The organism is Gallaecimonas kandeliae (assembly GCF_030450055.1).
Classification (GTDB): Bacteria; Pseudomonadota; Gammaproteobacteria; order Enterobacterales; family Gallaecimonadaceae; genus Gallaecimonas; species Gallaecimonas kandeliae.
In genome coordinates this window covers 3,678,898-3,699,474 of sequence record NZ_CP118480.1, presented here as the reverse complement: position 1 = coordinate 3,699,474, position 20,577 = coordinate 3,678,898, and the positions used below count along the sequence as shown (strand labels likewise).

The 20,577-nt window shown below is 64.8% G+C and carries 22 protein-coding genes; 14 read left to right on the top strand and 8 right to left on the bottom strand.

Translation table 11 applies throughout. The features are described 5' to 3' along the window. The first annotated feature begins 52 nt into the window (after positions 1-52). The 4 genes from cyaY to PVT67_RS18185 are packed head-to-tail and all read left to right on the top strand — an operon-like array spanning position 53 to position 952. A complete protein-coding gene (cyaY, locus tag PVT67_RS18200; protein WP_301496253.1) occupies positions 53-382 on the top strand; it encodes an iron donor protein CyaY in 330 nt (109 codons plus the stop codon). A gap of 49 nt (positions 383-431) precedes the next feature. Then, entirely contained in the window at positions 432-572 is a 141-nt protein-coding gene (locus PVT67_RS18195; RefSeq protein ID WP_336407781.1) for a frataxin domain-containing protein, read from the top strand. A 49-nt stretch (positions 573-621) separates the two neighbouring features. Then, positions 622-762 carry a frataxin domain-containing protein gene (locus tag PVT67_RS18190; RefSeq protein WP_336407782.1) on the top strand — a complete coding sequence of 47 codons (141 nt, stop codon included), beginning with the start codon at positions 622-624 and terminating at the stop codon, positions 760-762. A gap of 49 nt (positions 763-811) precedes the next feature. Then, entirely contained in the window at positions 812-952 is a 141-nt protein-coding gene (locus PVT67_RS18185; RefSeq protein ID WP_336407781.1) for a frataxin domain-containing protein, read from the top strand. A gap of 53 nt (positions 953-1,005) precedes the next feature. Here the strand turns inward: PVT67_RS18185 and PVT67_RS18180 are convergent, their stop codons facing one another. Continuing rightward, positions 1,006-3,354 (bottom strand): class I adenylate cyclase, encoded by a 2,349-nt coding sequence (locus PVT67_RS18180; protein WP_301496251.1) that lies wholly within the window; start codon positions 3,352-3,354, stop codon positions 1,006-1,008. Positions 3,355-3,484: 130 nt separating this feature from the next. Between PVT67_RS18180 and PVT67_RS18175 the strand changes: the two genes are divergently transcribed. The 6 genes from PVT67_RS18175 to PVT67_RS18150 all read left to right on the top strand — a co-directional run bounded on the left by PVT67_RS18175 (position 3,485) and on the right by PVT67_RS18150 (position 9,307). Further along, complete coding sequence (locus PVT67_RS18175) at positions 3,485-3,865, top strand: DUF2914 domain-containing protein (protein WP_301496249.1); 381 nt, start codon at positions 3,485-3,487, stop codon at positions 3,863-3,865. A gap of 39 nt (positions 3,866-3,904) precedes the next feature. Further along, on the top strand, positions 3,905-4,837 hold the full coding sequence (gene hemC / locus PVT67_RS18170; protein ID WP_301496247.1) for a hydroxymethylbilane synthase: 933 nt from the start codon (positions 3,905-3,907) through the stop codon (positions 4,835-4,837). After that, positions 4,834-6,603: a uroporphyrinogen-III C-methyltransferase gene (locus PVT67_RS18165; RefSeq protein ID WP_301496245.1), complete on the top strand. Its 1,770-nt coding sequence runs from the start codon at positions 4,834-4,836 to the stop codon at positions 6,601-6,603. The genes hemC and PVT67_RS18165 overlap by 4 nt, the downstream gene beginning before the upstream one ends. After that, positions 6,600-7,721 carry a heme biosynthesis HemY N-terminal domain-containing protein gene (locus PVT67_RS18160; protein ID WP_301496243.1) on the top strand — a complete coding sequence of 374 codons (1,122 nt, stop codon included), beginning with the start codon at positions 6,600-6,602 and terminating at the stop codon, positions 7,719-7,721. The genes PVT67_RS18165 and PVT67_RS18160 overlap by 4 nt, the downstream gene beginning before the upstream one ends. A gap of 91 nt (positions 7,722-7,812) precedes the next feature. Then, a complete protein-coding gene (locus PVT67_RS18155) occupies positions 7,813-8,226 on the top strand; it encodes a hypothetical protein (protein WP_301496241.1) in 414 nt (137 codons plus the stop codon). 118 nt (positions 8,227-8,344) lie between these two features. After that, positions 8,345-9,307 (top strand): AEC family transporter, encoded by a 963-nt coding sequence (locus tag PVT67_RS18150; protein ID WP_301496239.1) that lies wholly within the window; start codon positions 8,345-8,347, stop codon positions 9,305-9,307. Here the strand turns inward: PVT67_RS18150 and PVT67_RS18145 are convergent. From PVT67_RS18145 to PVT67_RS18130, 4 genes are all read right to left on the bottom strand, one after another. Further along, entirely contained in the window at positions 9,304-10,407 is a 1,104-nt protein-coding gene (locus PVT67_RS18145; protein ID WP_301496237.1) for an MFS transporter, read from the bottom strand. The two genes, PVT67_RS18150 and PVT67_RS18145, sit on opposite strands and share 4 nt — an antisense overlap. 13 nt (positions 10,408-10,420) lie before the next feature. Next, on the bottom strand, positions 10,421-11,116 hold the full coding sequence (gene fre, locus PVT67_RS18140) for an NAD(P)H-flavin reductase (RefSeq protein WP_301496235.1): 696 nt from the start codon (positions 11,114-11,116) through the stop codon (positions 10,421-10,423). A 6-nt stretch (positions 11,117-11,122) separates the two neighbouring features. Beyond that, entirely contained in the window at positions 11,123-12,598 is a 1,476-nt protein-coding gene (ubiD, locus tag PVT67_RS18135; RefSeq protein ID WP_301496233.1) for a 4-hydroxy-3-polyprenylbenzoate decarboxylase, read from the bottom strand. Positions 12,599-12,676: 78 nt separating this feature from the next. Next, complete coding sequence (locus PVT67_RS18130) at positions 12,677-13,261, bottom strand: LysE family translocator (protein ID WP_301496231.1); 585 nt, start codon at positions 13,259-13,261, stop codon at positions 12,677-12,679. A gap of 111 nt (positions 13,262-13,372) precedes the next feature. On the opposite strand from PVT67_RS18130, the gene PVT67_RS18125 reads away from it, so the two are divergent. Then, positions 13,373-13,816, top strand: a complete 444-nt coding sequence (locus PVT67_RS18125; protein WP_301496229.1) for an Lrp/AsnC family transcriptional regulator — start codon at positions 13,373-13,375, stop codon at positions 13,814-13,816. Positions 13,817-13,874: 58 nt separating this feature from the next. Here PVT67_RS18125 and rho read toward each other — a convergent pair whose 3' ends face one another. Both rho and trxA read right to left on the bottom strand, forming a co-directional pair. Then, positions 13,875-15,140: a transcription termination factor Rho gene (rho, locus tag PVT67_RS18120; protein WP_301496227.1), complete on the bottom strand. Its 1,266-nt coding sequence runs from the start codon at positions 15,138-15,140 to the stop codon at positions 13,875-13,877. Positions 15,141-15,319: 179 nt separating this feature from the next. Beyond that, positions 15,320-15,646, bottom strand: coding sequence for a thioredoxin TrxA (gene trxA / locus PVT67_RS18115; RefSeq protein ID WP_301496225.1), 327 nt, complete (start codon positions 15,644-15,646; stop codon positions 15,320-15,322). A 117-nt stretch (positions 15,647-15,763) separates the two neighbouring features. Here trxA and rhlB point away from each other — a divergent pair, with 117 nt between their 5' ends. Genes rhlB through PVT67_RS18100 form a run of 3 tightly spaced genes read left to right on the top strand, consistent with a single transcriptional unit; the run spans position 15,764 to position 18,887 of the window. Then, entirely contained in the window at positions 15,764-17,068 is a 1,305-nt protein-coding gene (gene rhlB, locus PVT67_RS18110; protein ID WP_301496223.1) for an ATP-dependent RNA helicase RhlB, read from the top strand. A gap of 10 nt (positions 17,069-17,078) precedes the next feature. Then, the gene (locus PVT67_RS18105; protein WP_301496221.1) at positions 17,079-18,515 is read left to right on the top strand and encodes a Ppx/GppA phosphatase family protein; all 1,437 of its coding nucleotides are present in this window, start codon (positions 17,079-17,081) and stop codon (positions 18,513-18,515) included. A gap of 48 nt (positions 18,516-18,563) precedes the next feature. Then, on the top strand, positions 18,564-18,887 hold the full coding sequence (locus PVT67_RS18100; RefSeq protein WP_301496205.1) for a hypothetical protein: 324 nt from the start codon (positions 18,564-18,566) through the stop codon (positions 18,885-18,887). Here PVT67_RS18100 and PVT67_RS18095 read toward each other — a convergent pair. Continuing rightward, entirely contained in the window at positions 18,877-20,559 is a 1,683-nt protein-coding gene (locus PVT67_RS18095; protein ID WP_301496203.1) for a methyl-accepting chemotaxis protein, read from the bottom strand. The two genes, PVT67_RS18100 and PVT67_RS18095, sit on opposite strands and share 11 nt — an antisense overlap. Positions 20,560-20,577: the final 18 nt, after the last annotated feature.

Genomic DNA, 20,577 nt, shown 5'->3' with positions numbered 1-20,577 from the left:
TCTGACCCTATAATCGCACTACCCATGGCTTTTGCAAAACCGAAGGTAAGAGATGAACGACAGCCAGTACGAGGATTTGACCGACGCCCTGTTGTTGGCCATAGAAGACGCCGTGGAAAAGGTGGCTGAGGACAGCGGCCTGGACATCGAAGTGGAGTCTTTGGGCGGCAAGCTGGACCTGCTGTTTCCTGACAATTCCAAGATCATCATCAACAAGCAGCCGCCCCTGCACCAGGTCTGGGTGGCCACCCGTTTCAACGGCCACCATTTTGGCTACCGTGACGGGCTCTGGTTCGACGTGCGCAGCGGCGCCGAGCTCAAGGCCTTCCTGGACGAGGCGGTCAGCCGCCAGGCCGGCGCCGATCTGAAGTTAAGCCTCTAAAAGGTGCCAGGCCGGCTGCACCAGCCGGCATCCTTGGCACCAGGTTTGGGTGGCCACCCGTTTCAACGGCCACCATTTTGGCTACCGTGACGGGCTCTGGTTCGACGTGCGCAGCGGTGCCGAGCTCAAGGCCTTCCTGGACGAGGCGGTCAGCCGCCAGGCCGGCGCCGATCTGAAGTTAAGCCTCTAAAAGGTGCCAGGCCGGCTGCACCAGCCGGCATCCTTGGCACCAGGTCTGGGTGGCCACCCGTTTCAACGGCCACCATTTTGGCTACCGGGGCGGGCTCTGGTTTGACGTGCGCAGCGGCGCCGAACTCAAGGCCTTCCTGGACGAGGCGGTCAGCCGCCAGGCCGGCGCCGATCTGAAGCTAAGCCTCTAAAAGGTGCCAGGCCGGCTGCACCAGCCGGCATCCTTGGCACCAGGTCTGGGTGGCCACCCGTTTCAACGGCCACCACTTTGGCTACCGTGACGGGCTCTGGTTCGACGTGCGCAGTGGCGCCGAGCTCAAGGCCTTCCTGGACGAGGCGGTCAGCCGCCAGGCCGGCGCCGATCTGAAGTTAAGCCTCTAAAAGGCGGGCAGAAAAAAGGGCTGCGTTGGGCAGCCCTTTTTCTTTGGGGGAACTCAGGGTTCGGACAGGGCCGAGGTGGTCAGAGGCTGCATCTGCCAATGCCCTTCCTTTTCCACCAGTTCGTAGTACTGGGGCAGGTTGAAGGTGGCGCTGGGGCAGAGGCTTTCCTTCTGGGTGTAGAAGCGGCTGATCAGGTTCACCAGGTTGGCCTTGTCCATGGCCGGGTAGTGGTAATAGCTGATCTGGTTCTGCTCGTTGGACACGTAGAGGCTGTAACCGTCTTCCCTGTTGATGAAGAAGAACTGCACCAGGCCGCAGAGGGCGTGGGCATAGACGGGGGCCGGCACTGACGGGTCCTTGCTGTGGCTGTGCTGTTCCAGCTTGGCCGCCGACAGGGCGGCGTAGAAAGCCAAGGGATCGGTCATTTCCTGCCAGTGCAGCTCGCCGGCGTGATACCAGAACACCCACTTGCCGTTGCCGACGCACAGGGTCCAGGGGCCTTGGGTGAGGCGGGCCTGGGCGGCGGCGATAAGGTCCAGCACCTTGTGGGCTATGGTTTCCCCCAACTGGCTGGCGAAGCAATGGATATGGACCCGCTTGGCCTGCAGGCTGTCCCCCGGCATCAGCGGCAGCAGCGCCAGCAGCAGCTCGGCCAGGGCATGGTTGCCCCTGAAGGTCTGCACTGTGCATTCCCCCCAGGTGTTGCGCACCACCAGCGTCAGTTCCCCCACCAGTACCTCTTTTTCCTCGCCGAACATCAGCGGGTTGGGAACCTGGCCGCGTTTGAGCTTGATGTCGCGGGTGGCGTCCTGCTCCAGGTTGATGATGATCTGGGCCCGCTCCAGCTGGGCCGGCTGGGCCAGGATCTGGTGCGCGGGATCGATCTTCTCTCCCAGCCAGGCCATGCTGCGGCAGAGGCTGTCGAGGCTGTCCAGGCTGAGGCTGTCGCTTTCCAGCTGGAGTTCGGTATGGCTGCTGATCAGGCCGTTGAGCAGGCACCAGGCCAACAGGCCGGGCAGCTCCTGGCACTGGTAGAGGGTCTTGGCGGACTGGGGGCAGGCCAGCTGCCATTGGCCGTCCTTGCGGATCACCAGGCTCGGCTGGCCCATTTCCACCCGGGGCGGCAGGCACAGCTGCTGCAGCTTGTTGGGCTTCTCGGCGAAGGCGGCGTCCAGCTTGCGGCTCAGCACCGTCAATTCGATGGGGCAGAGCCGCGACACTGTGCCGGTGCGGCGGAACAGCTCCCGCGCCTCGTGCAGGCCGGCCAGCATCTGCTCACGCAGCCGCAAGTGCCATTCCTGCAGCTCCGCCAGGGGCCAGTGGCGGTGATCCTGGAGCTGCTCGCGCTTGGCCTGGTCCCAGCCCCAGGACTGGGCCAGGTCGGCCAGCGCCTGGGCGTGGTTGGCGGGCAGTTCCAGCAGGTTGTCGCCGCCGCACTTGAAGTAGAGGCAGGTGCGGGCCGTATCCAGCTCTACGGGCCCCAGGTCCAGCTCACGCAGGTACTGCTCCAGCAGCAGATAGGGGTCCAGGGCCATGACCTCGGTCTCGCCCCTGTGCAGGGCGCGGCGGAACTCGTTGCACAGCAGCCGCACCGCCGGGTACTGGCGGGCGTAGGCGGACATCAGGGTCAGCTTCAGCAGCGCCTTGTAGGGATTTTCTATGCCCTTGTAGAGCAGCCAGAGCATGGAGCCGAGGAACTCGTCCGCCGGTATGGGGTCCGGGGAGCCGAGGTCTATCCACTGGTGGGGGTCCACCCCCTTGGCGAAGAGGTTGGCCTTGGCCTGCAGGTAGGGGGTCTTGTCGTCCGGGCTGACCAGCAGCCAGATCGGCAGCTGGCCGGCCAGGCAGATGGCGCTGCGGTAGAATTCGTCCAGCAACAGCCAATGCTGGAAGCTGCCGCAGGACTCGCCGCTCATGCCCTGTTTGTTGCCCTGGCGGAACTGTTCGGGGTCTATGAGGAAGAAGGTCAGATCCATGCCCTGGCCCTTGCCCCAGTCGGTGAGGCGGTCGCACTTGGCGGCCAGGGCCTGGCGCTCTTCGGCGCCGAGGCAGGATCTGTGGCAGACCCAGATGTCCAGATCCGAGCAACGGGTCTGGCCCAGGGTGCCGGTGGAGCCCATGGAATAGACGGCCAGTATGCTGTCGTCGGAGGGGCTGTCCGCCTTGACCCCCAGCCGGGTGGCCAGGCGTTTACGCAGAGGCTCGTCCTCGACACTGCGGATGCCGTGGGGTGCCGCCTCCTCGCCGCCGGGCAGGGCTTGGTCCTGGCAATGCAACAGCGCCGGCACCAGGTCGAACACCATGGCCGCCTGGGGCGTCATGGCCTGGCGGGCCAGGCGCCGGCGTTCGGCGTGCAGGGCGGCGATGTTGAGGGTGAGCTGGTCGAGGCTGATGGGGGACATGGACCGTCTAAAGTGTTAATTCGGTCACATTTTAAACCCTGGCGCCCCTTTCGCCAACGCCTCAATTTCCTGTCGGCGCCAAGGCGATAGGTATACTGCTGAGATTATTAAGAAAAAGGACTATTCGACCATGTCGAGACGCTTTCTCTGGTTGTTGCTTAGCCTGCTCAGCCCCCTGGTGCTGGCGACCCCCGACCTGAGCCGCGTGGTGCTGTGCCGCGACGTGGTGCAGCGGGAGCCCGTAGGCGTGCTGCAGGGTGACCAACTGCCCAAGGGCCTGGACAAGCTGGTGCTCTTCACCGAGGTCCATGGCGGCGCCGGCCAGAAGCTGCACCACCGCTGGTACTTCAACGGCGCGCTCCAGGCCGATATCGCCCTGCCGCTGGGGGCCGATCGCTGGCGTACCTGGTCGCAGAAACACATCAGGCCCGGCACCTGGCGGCTGGAGGTGCTGAGCGACGACGGCACCCTGCTCTACCAGCACACCCTGGTCGAAAGCACAGCCCCCTAGTGGTAGGATGAGCTGAGAACAATCCAAGGCAGCGCAGCGATGTCCCAATCCATTCGTATTGCCACCCGGCAAAGTCCCCTGGCCCTCTGGCAGGCCCACCATGTGAAAGAGGCCCTGGAAGCGGCCCACCCCGGTCTGGAAGTGGTGCTGGTGCCCATGACCACCCAGGGTGACAAGATCCTCGACACCCCCCTGGCCAAGGTCGGCGGCAAGGGCCTCTTCGTCAAAGAGCTGGAGCTGGCCATGCTGGACGGCCGGGCCGACATCGCCGTCCATTCCATGAAGGACGTGCCTGTAGAGTTCCCCGAAGGCCTGGGCCTGGTCACCATCTGCGAGCGCGAGGATCCCCTGGACGCCTTCGTCTCCAACCGATCCCCCGACCTGGACGCGCTGCCGGCCGGCGCCGTGGTGGGCACCTCCAGCCTGCGCCGCCAGTGCCAGCTGCGGGCCCGCCGCCCCGATCTTGTGGTCAAGGACCTGCGCGGCAACGTCAACAGCCGCCTGGCCAAGCTGGACGATGGCCAGTACGACGCCATCATCCTGGCCTGCGCCGGCCTCAAGCGCCTCGGCATGGGCGACCGCATCCGCAGCGCCCTGCCGCCTGAGCTGAGCCTGCCCGCCGTGGGCCAGGGCGCCGTCGGCATAGAGGCGCGGCTGGGCGACGAGCGGGTACTGGCGCTGCTGGCCCCCCTCGGTCACGAGCCGAGCCGGATCAGGGTCAGCGCCGAGCGGGCCATGAACGAACGCCTCCAGGGCGGCTGCCAGGTGCCCATCGGCAGCTATGCTGAACTGCAAGGCGAGGAGCTCTGGCTGCGCGGCCTGGTCGGGCAGCCGGACGGCGGCGCCATCATCGAGGCCGAGATCCGCGGCCCGGCCAGCCAGGCCGAAGCGTTGGGCCAGACCCTGGGCCAGCAGCTGCTGGACAGCGGCGCCAAGGCCATACTGGAAGCCGTCTACGGAAGAAGCCTATGACATTGCTCATCACCAGACCCGAACCCCAGGCCAGCCGGCTGGCAGAACGCCTCCAGGCCGAGGGCGTCAAGGCGCTGGTGGTGCCCCTGCTGGATATCGAGATACTGCCGCCCCAACCCGGCTTGGCCGAAGAGCTGGCCCAGGCCGCCTGGGTGATAGCGGTGTCCAGCAACGCCGTGGCCGGCCTGCCAAAACCCCTGCCCAAGGGGCCGCGCTACGCCGCCGTCGGCGAAGCCACGGCCCAGGCTTTGCGCGATGCCGGTGCCCAGGCGGTGTTGGTGGCCGAGCCGCCGGACTCCGAAGGCCTGCTGGCCCAGCCGGCCCTGGCCAAGGTGCAGGACGAGAGCATCCTCATCGCCCGCGGCAACGGCGGCCGCGAGCTGCTGGCCCAGGTGCTTGGCGAGCGCGGTGCCCAGGTCAAGGCCCTGGAGCTCTACCGCCGCCAGCCGGTCAGCGTGGCGCCGGAGCAGTTCCTGGCCTGGCAGGACGCCAGTGTCGACCAGGTCCTCATCACCTCCCAGAGCCTGCTGGATGCCCTCTTGGCCACCACGCCGCCGCCGCTGCTGGACTGGCTCCATTCCCTGACCCTGCTGGTGCCGTCGCAGCGCGTGGCCGACCATTGCCGCCGGCAGGGTTTCGAGCAGCTGGTGCTGCTCAAGGACGCCTCGGACGAGGCCATCATTCATCATTTCAAGGAAAGTGCCGCCCCCATGACGGACAAGACCCCCACTCCCCCGACCCAGGCCTCCGAGCCCAAGCCGTCACCCAAGCCCGCCGCCCCCGGCAAACCCCAGGCCGCCAAGGGCGGCAAGGCCTCCCTGGCGTTGGCCTTGCTGGCACTGCTGCTGGGCGCCGGCGCCCTGGCCCTGTCCGGCTGGAGCTACTACCAGCAGCAACTGGCCGCCAAGGCGCCCAAGGCCCCGACGGTGGATCCGGCCCGGGTTGCCGAGCTGGAGCGCGGTGCGAGTGGGATGGGCGCGACCCTGGCCGCCCAGGCCAAGGCGCTGAAGCAGCAGGATGCGGCCTTGGCCCAGCTGCGCGAGCAGCTGGCGGCTGTCCAGCAGAAGGAAGAACAGGCGGTCAGCTGGCCCCGTGAGGAAGCGGCCAGCCTGGTACGCATGGCCAACCGCCGCCTTTATCTGGCCCAGGATCTCACTGTCGCCAAGGCCCTGCTGGAAGACGCAGACCAGGCCCTCAAGCAGCTGCCCGAGAGCAGCGACAACCTGGCTTGGCGCCAGGCCATAGCGGCCGATCTCGCCAGCCTGGATGCCCAGCCCCAGATCGACCGCACCGCCATCGCCATGCGCCTCGGCGGCCTGGCCCAGCAGGTGGCCAAGTTGCCCTTGAACATGGTCAAGCTGCCGGATCTGGCCGAGCAGAAGGCCGACCTGTCCCTGACCCAGGACAGCGGCGACTGGCGCGACAACCTGGCCAAGTCCTGGCAGCGCTTCACCGACGACTTCATCAAGATCCGCAAGCGTGACGGCGAAGTGGCGCCGCTGATGAGCCCCAGCCACCAGGCCTACCTGCGCGAGGCCCTGCGCCTGGCCCTGGACGGATCCCGCCTGGCCCTCTTCGCCGGTGACCAGGAGCGCTTCCAAGCCAACCTGCGCCAGGCCCGTGACTGGCTGACCGGCTATGCCGACACCAAGGAGCAGGCTACCCAGGCCTTCCTGGGCGAGCTGGACCAGCTGCTGGCGCTGCAGATCAGCCTGAGCCTGCCGGCCCAGCTCGATTCCCTGCGCTACGCGGAGGCCAAGCCATGATCCGCCTCATCCTGCTGCTGGCCCTGCTCATCGCCGGCCTGGTGATAGGTCCCTGGCTGATGGGCAATACCGGTTATGTGCTGATCGCCATGGGCCGCTACACCATAGAGATGTCGGTGGTGAGCCTGGGCATATCGCTGCTGGTGCTGTTGGGACTCATCTGGTGCCTGGACTGGCTGGTGCGGCGCCTGGCCCGTTCCTTCGGCAGCTCCCGCAGCTGGTTCAGCGATCGCAGCGGCCGCCGTGCCAACAAGAAAGCCTCCAAGGCCTGGGCCCAGCTCTGGCAGGGCCAGTACGGCCAGGCCGGCGCCGCTCTGGCTGCAGCCGTGCCCCATTCCCAACTGCCCGACCTGCCGCGCCTGGCCGCCGCCTATGCCGAGCACAGGGCCGGCGACAAGGCCGAGCGTGACCGCCTGCTGGCCGAGCTGGACCAACCCCTGGCCAGGGCCGCCCTGCTGCTGCAGCTGGGGGATCTGGAGTCGGCCCGCCAGGCCTTCGACGCCCTGGAAGAAGGGCAGCGCCAAGGCAAGAGCGGCAACCAGTTGGCCGCCCGCCTGGCCCTGGCCGAAGGGGACCTGGCGGCGCTCTGGCCGCACCTGGACAGCCTCACCGACGCCGAGCAGGACCGCTACCACTTGGCGGCCCTCAAGGCGCGGATCGGCGTCGCCGCCAAGGAAGGCCAGGCCAGCCTGTCCAGGCTGGAGCAGGTGTTGGACAAGCACAGCCGCCAACAGCCCGAGGTGCTGGCGGATCTGGCCGGGGCCTATGCCGCGGCCGGCGCCAGGGACAAGGCCCTGGATCTGCTGATGCCGGCCCTCAAACGCGACCCCCACCCCGCCTTGCTGGCCGAGCTGGCGGCCCTGGCCGGCACCGAAGATGCGGCCGAGCTGCAGCGCCAGTTGCTGAAATGGCACCACAAGCGTGACAACGACCCCGCCCTCTTGGCGACCCTGGGCCAGCTCAGTGCCAGGCAGGGGGATCTCAAGGAAGCCAGGCGTTACCTGGAGGCGGCGCTCCAGCTCAAGGAAGAGCCCCAATGGCGCCTGGCCCTGGCCCAGATCCTGGAGCGACTGGGCAACCTGGACGCGGCCTTGGCCCAGTACCGGACCCTGGCTTGAAGGCAGGCCGCGCCACCAGGGCGCGGCCTCACTTTATTGACAGGAAAAAGCCTTTGATTGCGCTAGTCTTTCCAAAGAGACTGGAGACGCTATGATGCGCTGGCTTGTCGTTACCCTCTTACTGCTCTGCCCCTGTTTGGCACCGGCCGCGACGCCGGAGCCCCTGTTGTCGTCTCGTTTTGCCGACATCGCCTATTCCGACCAGGACAGTTTCCTCAAGGATCTGCTGCGCCGCCGCGACCCCAGGCACCTTCAGGCGCCGGGGGCCAGCTACAAGGCGCCCGTGGTCAGCGCCATCAACTGGCAGGGCAAGGAAGGGGTGGTGCTGACCCAACGCGCCTGGTTCCTCGGTGAGCCCTACCACCTGGTGGTGTTCATCGTCGCCAGCGATTACAAGCCCCTCTACAAGACCCGCCGTGTCCATATCGAATGCCGGCTGGAGGGCAACCTTTCCCGCCGTGACGCCATAGAGCGCTGCCGCCGCCAGCAGGGCCACGACGACTGAGCCGCTGACGGCGTGCCGAACGCCGCTGGCGCCACCCTGGCAACCGCAGGGCGCATGGCCCTTGAGCCGGGCCGCCAAAGGCGCTTTGATAAGGCCAAGGCCACCACCGAGTCCCTTCATGACCACCCAACTCCAGGGCCTGGCCCTCTACTGGGATACCTTGCTGTTCACCGCCCGCATGGTGGCCCCCATCTTCCTGCTGGTGGCCCTGGGCGCCTTGCTGCGCCGCACCCGGCTGCTGGACGAGGCCTTCGTCCATACCGGCTCCCGCCTGGTGTTCCTGGTCTGCCTGCCGGTGCTGGTGTTCATCTCCATCAGCCAGACCCATATCCGCCAGGTGCTGGATCTGCCGCTGATGGCCCTGCTGGCGGCGGCTGTCCTGCTCACCTATTTGAGCTGCAGCCTCTGGGCCAGGGCCAAGGGCCTGGCCCAGGCCGACAGGGGCGCCTTCGTGCAGGGGGCCTTCAGATCCAACTTCGGCATCATAGGCCTGGCCATGGCCGTCAACCTCTTCGGCGAGGCGGGCCTCGGCCGGGCGGCGGTGCTGCTGGCCCTGGGCATTCCCTTGTTCAACGTGCTGTCGATACTGGCCCTGTCAGGGGGCGGGCGGCGCTGGGGCCAGACCCTGGCCACCGTCTGCAAGAACCCCCTGATCATCGCAGTGGCGCTGGCTTTGCCGTTCTCGGTGATGGAATGGCGGTTGCCGGCCCTGGCCTTGGATGTGGGCCAGTCCCTGGGGCGCATGACGTTGCCCCTGGCCCTGCTGACCATAGGGGCCACCCTCAACTTCCGGGAGCTCAAATCGGATTCGAAACTGGCCGGCCAGGCCAGCCTGGTGAAGCTTTTGTGGATGCCTGGGCTCTCAAGCCTGGTGGCCTGGGGATTGGGCTTTGCCGGTAAGGATGTGGCGCTGCTGTTCGTGATGCTGGGCTCACCGACGGCGGCAGCGGCCTTCGTCATGGCCCGCGCCATGGGGGCCAATGCCCAGCTCACCGCCAACATCATACTGGTGTCCACCCTGGGCTCGGTGCTGAGCCTGTCCGGCGGTATCTACCTGATGCGCCTCAGCGGCCTGATCTAGGCGGCTATCAGGCGGTTGCGTCCGGCCAGCAGGCCGAAGAGGGTAGCCATCAGGCTGATGGCCGCCAGCAGTGGCGCCGTCGCCGTCCAGCCGCCGAAACCGTCCTGCCAGGCGCCCACCGCCAAGGGCCCCAGGGCGGCCAGGCAGTAGCCCAGGCCCTGGGCCATGCCGGAAAGCCGGGCCGCCACCTGGCTGTCGGGGCTGCGCAGCACCAGCAGCGCCAGGGCCAGGCCGAAGGAGGCGCCCTGGCCCACACCCAGGATGAGCCCCGCCGGCCACAGCCAAGCGTCCCCTGCCAAGAGGATCAGCATCAGTCCAACCAGGGTGGCAACCATGGACAGGCCTATGGGCAGTTTCTGGTCGCGCCCCAGGTGGCTCAAGGCCGGGGCCAACAGCGCCGCCGGCGCCTGGATGAAGATGGAGACCGAGGTCAGCCAGCCGGCCGCCGCCGGGCTCAGGCCGCGGTTGATCAGCATGCTGGGCAGCCAGGCGAAGACGCTGTAGGCCAGGGCCGACTGCAGCCCTATGTAGAGGGTGACCTGCCAGGCCAGGGCCGAATGCCAGAGCGGCTTGGGCCGCGCGGCCTGCAGCGGCAGGTTACCACCTTGACCGTAGCGCCATATCAGCAAGGCCAGCAGGGCCGGCAGGGCCCAACTGGCCAGGGCCAGGCTGGTGGAGTGGAAGAAACCGGCCAGGGGCACCATGGTGCCGGCGGCCGCGGCCGCGCCCAGGCAGAGGACCATGGTGTAGAGGCCCGTGACCAGGCCGGCCTTCTGAGAAAAGTCGCTCTTGACGATGCCGGGCAGCAATACCCCCGCCACCCCTATACCGGCGCCGGCCAGCACCATGCCGCCAAACAGGGCCCAGGGGCTGCCAAGGCCACGCAGCAGCACCCCGGCCAGGATCGCCAGCAACGCCAGGCGCACCGCCCAGCCCAGGCCAAGGCGCTGGGCCAGCAGCGGGGCCAGGGGGGCGAAGAGACCGAGGCAGAGCACCGGCAAGGTCGTCAGCCAACCGGCGGCGGTGGCCGACAGTCCCAGGTCGGGCAAGACGGGCCCCAGGCTGGACAGGGCCGGCCGCAGGTTCAGCGCGACCAGCAACAGCGCCAGCAGATTATATGAAGGCGAAGGCATCGCCGTAGAGGTGTTCGCGCACGGCGCCCTGGGCCAGGAAGAGGTCACGGGCCACGGCGGCCATCTCGAAGCGGCCGGCGATGTAGATGTCGAAACCGGACAGATCAGGGTGCCTGTCTTTCACCACTTCCACCACCAGCCCTTCCTCGCCGGGAAAGCCGGCCGGCTTGTCTTCCAGCACAGGTATGTACTGGAGGTTGGGGTTGAGGGCGGCCAGGGCCTTGATCTCCTCGTGGAGGTAGAGGGCTTGTGGGGTCTTGCCGCCCCAGTAGAGCTGGATGGGCCTGAGCGGATCCATCTGCAGGGCGCGGCGCACCAGGGCCCGCACATAGGAGAAGCCGGTGCCGCCGGCGATGAGGATCAGCGGCCTGTCGCTGTCTTCGCGCAGCTGGGCATGGCCGGCGGGCAGCTCTATCTCCACCGTTTCGTGGCTTTGGAAATGCGCCACCACCTGCATGGCCCAACTGTCGGCCCCGAAGGCGCCCAGGTGCAGCTCGATGAAGTCGTCATCGGCCAGGGAGGCGATGGAGAAGGGCCTCTTGTCTTCCTCGCTCAGCACCACCTTGAGGTATTGGCCGGCGGCGAACGCCTGGCCCTTGGGGGCCTTGAGGCGCACATGGTAGACGGTGTCGGTGAAGGGGCGCACGTCCTGCACCCGGCATTGAATTCGTTGCATAAGCACTCAGTTGTTGTCGAGGATGCCAAGCTGGTCCCAGATGGCGTCGATACGGGCCACCACGGCCGGGTCCTGCACTATGGGCCTGCCCCATTCGCGATGCACTTCCCCTGGCCACTTGTTGGTGGCATCCAACCCCATCTTGGACCCTAGGCCCGCTTCCGGCGAGGCGAAATCCAAAAAGTCGATGGGGGTGTTGTCGATCAGCACCGTATCCCGCTTGGGATCCATGCGGGTGGTGATGGCCCAGATCACGTCCTGCCAGTTGCGGGCGTCGATGTCGTCGTCACAGACGATGACGAACTTGGTGTACATGAACTGGCGCAGGAAGGACCAGACCCCCAGCATCACCCGCTTGGCGTGGCCGGGGTAGCGCTTCTTCATGGTCACCACCGCCATCCGGTAGCTGCAGCCCTCGGGGGGCAGGTAGAAGTCCACTATCTCCGGGAACTGCTTCTGCAGTATGGGCACGAACACCTCGTTCAGCGCCACTCCCAGCACCGCAGGTTCGTCCGGCGGACGGCCGGTGTAGGTGGAATGGTAGATGGCGTCCTTGCGCCTGGTGATGTGGGTGACGGTGAACACCGCGTGGCGTTCCTGCTCGTTGTAGTAGCCGGTGTGGTCCCCGAAGGGCCCTTCCATGTGGGTCTCTTCCGGGTCGATATAGCCTTCCAGCACTATCTCGGCGCCGGCCGGCACTTCGAGGTCGCAGCTGACGGCCTTGACCACTTCGGTCTTGTTGCCGCGCAAGAGGCCGGCGAAGGCGTATTCGGAGAGGCTGTCAGGAACAGGGGTCACGGCGCCGAGGATGGTCGCGGGGTCGGCGCCGAAGGCCACTACCACAGGGAACTTCTCGCCCGGGTGGGCTTCCTTCCATTCGGCGAAATCCAGGGCGCCGCCGCGGTGGGATAGCCAGCGCATGATCAGCTTGTTCTTGCCCAGCTTCTGCTGGCGGTAGATGCCGAGGTTCTGGCGCTCCTTGTAGGGGCCCTTGGTGACGGTGAGGCCCCAGGTCATCAACGGCGCTATGTCGTCAGGCCAGCACTTCTGGATGGGGATGGCGTCGAGGTTCACCTGGTCGCCTTCCAGCACCACTTCCTGGCAGAGGGCGGACTTGAGGCGTTTGACCGGCATGTTCAGCACCTGCTTGAACACCGGCAGCTTGTCCCAGAGTTCCTTGAAGCCCTTGGGCGGCTCGGGTTCCTTGAGGTAGGCCAGCAACTTGCCCACTTCACGCAGGGCGCTGACGTCTTCCTGGCCCATGCCCAGGGCCACCCGCTTGGGGGTGCCGAAGAGGTTGGCCAGCACCGGCATGTTGTGGCCCACAGGGTTCTCGAAAAGCAGGGCCGGGCCACCGGCACGCAGGGTGCGATCGGCGATCTCCGTCATTTCCAGTTCGGTGCTGATGGGGTGCTTGATGCGCTTGAGCTCGCCCATCTGTTCGAGCTGCTCGATGAAGTCCCGCAGGTCCTTGTATTTCATGTTATCTGCCATGTGGGCGAAGTGGCGCCATTATAGCCTTCTGCGGGCCCGAGCGCAGCCCGGGGCACGGCCTCCCGGCTAGAGCAGCGGCAGTGTCGAGCCCAGCAGCAGGACCGCCATCAGCAGGTTGAAGCGCCTCAGCCAGTGTGGCTGGGACAAGAGCCGGCTGAGCTGGCTGCCGGCGGCTGTCCAGACGCAGACGGAGGGCAGGTTGATGCTGGCAAAGACCAGGGCTATCAAGCCTAGGGCCAGCCAGGTGGCGGCGGGGTTGTAGAGGCTGACGGCCGTCAGGGCCATGGTCCAGCCCTTGGGATTCACCCATTGGAAGGCGGCGGCGGCCCAGAAGCCCATGGGTCTGTAGGAAACACCGACCTCCCTGGGCTTGCTGAAGGCTATCTTCACCGCCAGGTAGGCCAGGTAAAGCATGCCGGCCACCTTGAGCACCTGGTGGAGCCAGGGATAAGCCGTGAAGAGCCCGGTCAGCCCCAACCCCACCAGTATCACCATCAGGCTGAAGCCGATCACGACCCCCAGCATGTGGGGAAGGGAACGCCAGAAACCCACGTTGGCCCCTGAGGTCATCAGCATGATGTTGTTCGGGCCGGGCGAGAAGGTGGTGGCGAAGGCGAACAGGACCAAGGTCCAGAGCTGTTCCAGCGGCATGACAGGCTCCTCTTGAGGAAAGGCAGAGACCAGAAAATGGTACTTGGAGCCGGTCGCAATAAGGTGCTTAAATTTGTTTGGTTAAGATGATTTTCGCAATAAATAATCGCTATGGATAAATTTGACGAAGGAATATTGCACAGCCTGAAAAGGGATGGCCGTATCGCCAATGTGGAGCTGGCCGAGCGCATCGGCCTGTCACCCTCGGCTACCCTGCGGCGAGTCCAGGAGCTGGAGCGCGCCGGCATTATCAAGGGTTACAGGGCGGTGCTGGACAACGGCAAACTGGGGATAGGTTTCGTGGCCTATGTGTCTGTGGGCCTGTCCAACCACAGCAAGGCCTCCCAGTTGGCCTTCGAGGAGCAGGTCCGTTTCGCCGACGAGGTCACCGAGTGCCACAACATCACCGGCATGAGCGAATACCTGCTGAGGGTGGAAACCCGGGACCTGGCCTCCTACAAGCGCTTCCACGCCAATGTCCTGGGTGAATGTCCCCAGGTCGACGCCATCACTACCATGGTGGTGATGGACTCGCCCAAGGATGAGAGGCTCTAGCCGCTAAGAGGTAAAAAAAAACGGCCGCCTGGGCGACCGTTTTTTCTCTCGACAGGACTCAGCTCTTGGAGCGCTTCATGGCTTCGAAGAACTCGTCGTTGGTCTTGGTCATGGACAGCTTGTCGATGAGGAACTCCATGGCGGTGATCTCGTCCATGGGGTGCAGGATCTTGCGCAGTATCCACATCTTCTGCAGCTCGTCGTCGCGGCACAGCAACTCTTCGCGGCGGGTGCCGGAGCGGTTGAAGTCGATGGCCGGGAAGACGCGCTTCTCGGCTATCTTGCGGGACAGGTGCAGTTCCATGTTGCCGGTGCCCTTGAACTCCTCGTAGATGACTTCGTCCATCTTGGAGCCGGTGTCGATCAGGGCGGTGGCGATGATGGTCAGGCTGCCGCCTTCCTCGACGTTACGGGCGGCGCCGAAGAAGCGCTTGGGCTTGTGCAGGGCGTTGGCGTCCACACCACCGGTCAGTACCTTGCCGGAGCTGGGCACGACGGTGTTGTAGGCGCGGGCCAGACGGGTGATGGAGTCCAGCAGGATCACCACGTCCTTCTTATGCTCGACCAGGCGCTTGGCCTTCTCGATGACCATCTCGGCTACCTGCACGTGGCGGCTGGCCGGCTCGTCGAAGGTGGAGGCCACCACTTCGCCTTTGACCAGGCGCTGCATCTCGGTCACTTCTTCGGGACGCTCGTCGATGAGCAACACTATCAAGACGCACTCGGGGTGGTTGTAGGTGATGCTCTGGGCGATGTTCTGCAGCAGTATGGTCTTACCGGCCTTGGGCGGCGCGACGATCAGGCCGCGCTGGCCCATGCCGATGGGGGAGGCCAAGTCCAGGACCCGGGCAGTGATGTCCTCTTTACTGCCGTTGCCCCTCTCCATGCGCATGCGGCTGTTGGCGTGCAGGGGAGTGAGGTTTTCGAAGAGGATCTTGTTGCGGGAGTTTTCCGGGCGGTCGAAGTTGACTTCGCTGACCTTGAGCAGCGCGAAATAGCGCTCGCCTTCCTTGGGGGGCCGGATCTTGCCGGAAATGGTGTCACCGGTGCGCAGGTTGAAACGACGGATCTGGCTGGGAGAGACATAAATGTCGTCTGGGCCGGCCAAGTAGGAAGAATCTGCGCTGCGGAGGAAACCAAAACCGTCCTGCAGTATTTCCAGGACGCCATCACCGAAAATGTCTTCCCCTGATTTGGCATGGGCCTTGAGGATGGCGAAGATGATGTCCTGTTTGCGCGCCCGCGCCATGTTTTCCAGGCCCATTTCATCGGCCAGGGCTACCAGTTCCGAAACTGGCGTGTTCTTTAATTCGGTTAGATTCATAGTGGTGGGTTGTTATTCAACGTTTTGGTATCAAACGGGAAATTTCCACGCCCCGGCGTGAATACAGGAAGGGCATGAAGGGAAGTAACGGGTCTAAATTAGCAGTGAACCTGGACCGCGTCTAGGACAAAAAGGCAACAATAACGAACAAGGCGCCTGGCGGCGCCTTGTGGTCGGGCTTAGATATTGGTGTCCAGGAACTCTTTGAGTTGGGTCTTGGACAGGGCTCCGACTTTGGTGGCAGCGACCTGGCCGTTCTTGAACAGCAGCAGGGTCGGGATACCACGGATACCGAATTTCGGCGGGGTGTCGCTGTTTTGATCGATATTGAGCTTGGCGACGGTGAGGCGGCCAGCATATTCTTCAGCGACGTCGTCCAGAACGGGGGCGATCATCTTGCAGGGACCACACCACTCGGCCCAGAAATCGACCAGGACGGGGCCCTGAGCTTGCAGGACATCGCTCTCGAAACTGTCGTCGCTCAAGTGAACAATTTTATCGCTCATGGCTATCTCCAAAGGGTTATGCGACACGGGGCGAAATAGCGGCCTCGGCGCTAGCTGGGCCTATTTCAATGGAATCTGTTCCTCATTGCAAGTCGAAGCTGATATGCTTGGAAGCCTATGACAAAGACACATTTAACCGAAACCAAGTTCGATGAACTTGGCCTAGCAGAACCGGTGTTGAAGGCCCTCGCCGAGAAGGGTTTTCACAATTGCACACCCATACAGGCGCTGTCCCTGCCCATAGCGCTCCAGGGAAAAGACGTTGCCGGTCAAGCACAAACGGGCACAGGCAAGACAATTGCCTTCCTCGCCGCCACCTTCCACCATCTGTTAACACATCCCGCCTCAGCCGATCGCACCCCGCAACAACCCCGTGCCATCATCATGGCCCCGACCCGGGAACTGGCCATCCAGATCCACAAGGATGCGGTCGCCATGGCCAAGGCATCGAATTTTACGATGGGCCTAATCTACGGCGGTGAGGGCTACGACAGCCAACGCAAACAGTTGGAAGAGGGCGTGGACGTCCTGATCGGCACCACAGGCCGCATCATCGACTACTTCAAGCAGGGCGTCTTCGACCTCAAGGCCATCCAGGTGGTGGTGTTGGACGAAGCCGACCGCATGTTCGACCTGGGCTTCATCAAGGATATCCGTTACCTGTTCAGGCGCATGCCGGATCCGGCCCAGCGCCTGAACCTGCTGTTCTCCGCCACCCTCTCCTTCAAGGTGCAGGAACTGGCCTACGAACACATGAACACCCCCGAGCACGTGCAGGTGGAGCCGGAGCAGAAAACTGGCGCCCGCATCACCGAAGAACTCTTCTATCCGTCCAAGGAAGACAAGTTCAAGCTGCTGCTGACCCTGATGGAAGAAGACTGGCCGGACAAGGCCATCGTCTTCGCCAACACCAAGATCGTCTGCGAGCGGGTCTGGGGCCATCTGGCGGCCGACGGCCACAGGGTGGGCCTGCTGACAGGTGACGTGCCCCAGAAGAAGCGCCTCAAGATCCTCGAGGACTTCACCCAGGGCAAGCTGGACATACTGGTGGCCACCGACGTGGCGGCCAGGGGCCTGCACATCCCGGCCGTGACCCATGTCTACAACTTCGACCTGCCCGACGATTGCGAAGACTATGTGCACCGCATCGGCCGTACCGGCCGCGCCGGCGCCTCAGGCCATGCCGTCAGCCTGGCCTGTGAAGAGTACGTCTTCAACCTGCCGGCCATCGAGGAGTACATAGGGCACGAGATCCCCGTGACCCAGTACCGCCACGACGCCCTGCTGACCGACCTCAAGCCGCCGCTGCGCCTGCATAGGGCCGGCCGCGACAGGCCTGGCCATGGTCGTAGTGGCGGTGGCCGTGACGGTGGTGGCAACAGGGGCCGTAGCCGCGGTCCGCGCCGTCCCTCCTCAAACTGAGGCAAGAGGCTTGGGTGCCGTCAGTCCGCTCTATGCGGCCATCGATCTCGGCTCCAACAGCTTCCACATGCTGGTAGCCCGTTCCTGCCACGGCCAGGTGCAGACCCTGGCCAAGGTCAAGCGCAAGGTGCGCCTGGCTGCCGGCCTGGACGACAGCTACCAGCTGTCCCTCGAAGCCATGGAAAGGGGCTGGCAATGCCTGACCCTCTTCGCCGAGCGGCTGCAGGGCATACCTTCAGAGCAGGTGAGGGTGGTGGCTACCGCCACCCTTCGCTATGCCAGGAACGCCGATACCTTCCTTCGCGAAGGTGAGCGCATCCTCGGTTGCCCCATCCAGGTGATCAGCGGCGAGGAAGAGGCGGCCCTCATCTACCAGGGCGTCGCCCACACCAGCGGCCAGGAAGGCCGGCGACTGGTGGTCGACATCGGCGGTGCCTCCACCGAACTGGTGATCGGCACCGACTTCGCCCCCGAAAAGCTGCAAAGCCTGGAGATGGGCTGCGTCACTTTCCAGAACCGTTACTTCGCCGACGGCAACCTCAGCCAGCAGGCCTTCGATGCCGCCATAGCGGCCGCGCAAAGCAAGCTGACCCCGCTGCGCGACCATTACCTCGCGTTGGGCTGGGACCACTGCGTCGGCGCTTCCGGCTCGGTCCAGGCCGTCCAGGAAGTGCAGCTGGCAAGGGGGGAGAACGAGACCCTGACCCTGGCGCGGCTGCGCCAAACCCTGGCGACCACTGTCGCCTGCGGCCACATGGACAGCCTGGCCATGCCTGGCTTGATGGAAGAGCGTAAGCCGGTCTTTGCGGCGGGCCTCGCCATCCTTATCGCCATCTTCGAGAGCCTGGCCGTCAGCGCCATGGAAGCCTCTGGCGGTGCCTTGCGCGAAGGGGTCATCTATGGCCTCTTGCCGGCACCGGAGTTGGATGTGCGCAGCCGTACCCTGGCCGCCATCAGCGCCCGTTTCTCCTTGGACGAAAGCCAGGGGGAAAGGGTGGCCGAGCTGGTTAGCGCCCTGGCGCCCCTCTCCCTCGACCCCGAGCAAGTGGCGCTGGCGGCCGCTGCCGCCAGGCTCCATGAGCTGGGGCTGGCAGTGGGCTTCAAGCAGGCGGCCGATCACGGCGCCTACCTGCTCAACCACCTGGATCTTCCCGGCTTCAACCAGCACGAGCGCCGCGATCTGGTGGCCCTGCTGGCCCACCAGGAAGGCTCCCTGGACGGGCTCCCAAGGCGCCTGCTGCTGCCGGCCGCCCTGCTGCGCCTGGCCATACTGCTCTGTGCCAGCCGCCAGGACCCGCCTGAAGGCATCCAATTGCATAGCCAGGATAACGAGCTGGTGCTTGCCTTGCCTGTCCCTTGGCTGGCGCAGCGGCCGTTGCTCAGTTCCATGCTGGAGGAAGAGCAGGGCCTTTTTCACACATCAGGGATCTCTCTGCGGTTGATCTGACCGGCTTTGCTATAACAAAGTCATGGGCAGGCGCAGTGTGGAGGGATCATGAAAAGCGCCAAAGAATTCGCACACTGGCTGCATGCCCGCGTCGGCCATGTGCGGGAAGGCGTCTACCTGACCCGGGAGGATGTGCAGGAGCTGAGTGGCCGTCAGCGCTTCACCATAGACTACATCAACGATGTCCATTTCGAGCTGGCCGCCCTGGGCCTGGGGCTGGTGACAGACACCCACCGCGAGTACTTCTACCTCATCCACCTGCCCAAGGAGCATTGGCTCAAGTTTGGCGACCGTTACAGCCCTGGTCCCCGGGAAGCGGTACGGCCTGAGGTCGAAGGACAGGACAGCGTGGTACGCCGCCTCAAACCCTGAAACGGCCGATCAGCTGCCCCAACTCCCCTGACAGTTTGTCCAGATCGCCACAGAGGCTGTTGTTGTGGGCGGTCAGGGCCTCGGTGTCACTGATATGACCGCTGATACGGCCGAGGTTCTGGTTCACTTCAGCACCAATGCTGGACTGCTCCTCGGCGGCGGTGGCGATCTGGTTGTTCATGCCGTTGATCTCTGAGACGGCATTGGTGATGGAAGCCAGGATCTCGCCTGTGCCGTTGACCTTTTCCACAGCCCTCTCGCTGCCTTTGCGGCTCTCCATCATGGTGGCCACAGCCGCCCGCGCCCCTTGCTGCAGCCGGCCTATCTTCTCCTGGATCTCCTCAGTGCTCTGCTGGGTGCGGCTGGCCAGGGACCTGACTTCGTCTGCCACCACAGCGAAACCGCGGCCCTGCTCGCCGGCCCTGGCCGCCTCTATGGCGGCGTTCAAAGCAAGCAGGTTGGTCTGCTCGGCGATGGCGCGGATCACGTCCAGTATGGAGCCGATGGACTCCACGTCGGCTCCCAGGGTTTCCATGCTGCCGGCAGCCTGCTCTATGTCGCGGGCCAGGCCCCCTATGGCGTCTATGGTGTCGTCCACGTTGGCCTGCATGGCCCTGGCCTGGCCGTCTGTCCCCCTGGTGGCCTGGGCGGCGTTCTGGGCCGATTCGGCCACGTTATGGGTCGCCAATGCCATCTGCTCCATGGCGTGGGAGACCTGCTCGGCGTCGGTTTTCTGCAGCTTGAGGGCGTCGCTGGCCTGCTGGGCGCTGGCCCTCAGCCTGCCGTTCAACTCCTGCAACTGGTGGACGGCGCGGGTGAGGTCCAGAACCAGGTCGTGGATCTTGGAAACGAAGGTGTTGAAGGCCTGGGCCAGCAACGCCGTTTCGTCGTTGCCTTCCACGTCCAGGCGGCGGGTGAGATCCCCCTCGCCACTGGCCAGATCCGTGAGGCCGTCGGTGAGGTGGCGCAGGGGCTTGACCAGGGTCGAGGCCAGCCAGGCGGTGGCGACCACCAGCAGGGCCAGCATCACCACCATAAGGCCGCCTTGCTGCCATCGTTGCTTGGCGAGGGCCTGCTGGCTCTGTTCGGCCTGCTTAGCTATCTGGGCGTCGATGTCGTCGATATAAAAGCCGGTGCCGATCATCCAGTGCCACTTGTCCAGGTAGATGGCGTAGGAGAGTTTGGGATAGGGGGTGCTATCGGCGCCGGGCCTGGGGTAATGGTAGGTGACGAAGTCGCCACCTTTCTTGCCGGCTTTGATGAGGTCGCGGATCAGGTAGACGCCGTTGGCGTCCTGGAGATCCCAGTAGTTGTTGCCTTCGCCCTTGCCGCCCCGGCCCTGGAACACCTTGGTGCCCTTGTCGTCGTAACCGAAGATGTAGCCGTCCTTGCCGAACTCCAAGGATCTGAGCCGCTTCCTGGCCTCTTCCATGACCGCCGGGCTGTTGGCGTCGGGACTGTCATAGAGGGGCTTGATGGCGGTGAAAGCCAACTCCACATAGTGGACCAGCTCACTCTCCTTGGTTTTCACCAGGGTCTGGCGCAGTTCGGCCAGGCTACGGCTTTCTTCGGCCTTCTGGTCGTAGCTGGCCAGCAGCTGCATGGCCAGGGCCAGCAGCATGGCCGGCACCACGGCCAACAACAGCATCTTGTTGCGGATCTGCCATTTCATGCCTTACTCCCCCTTTCA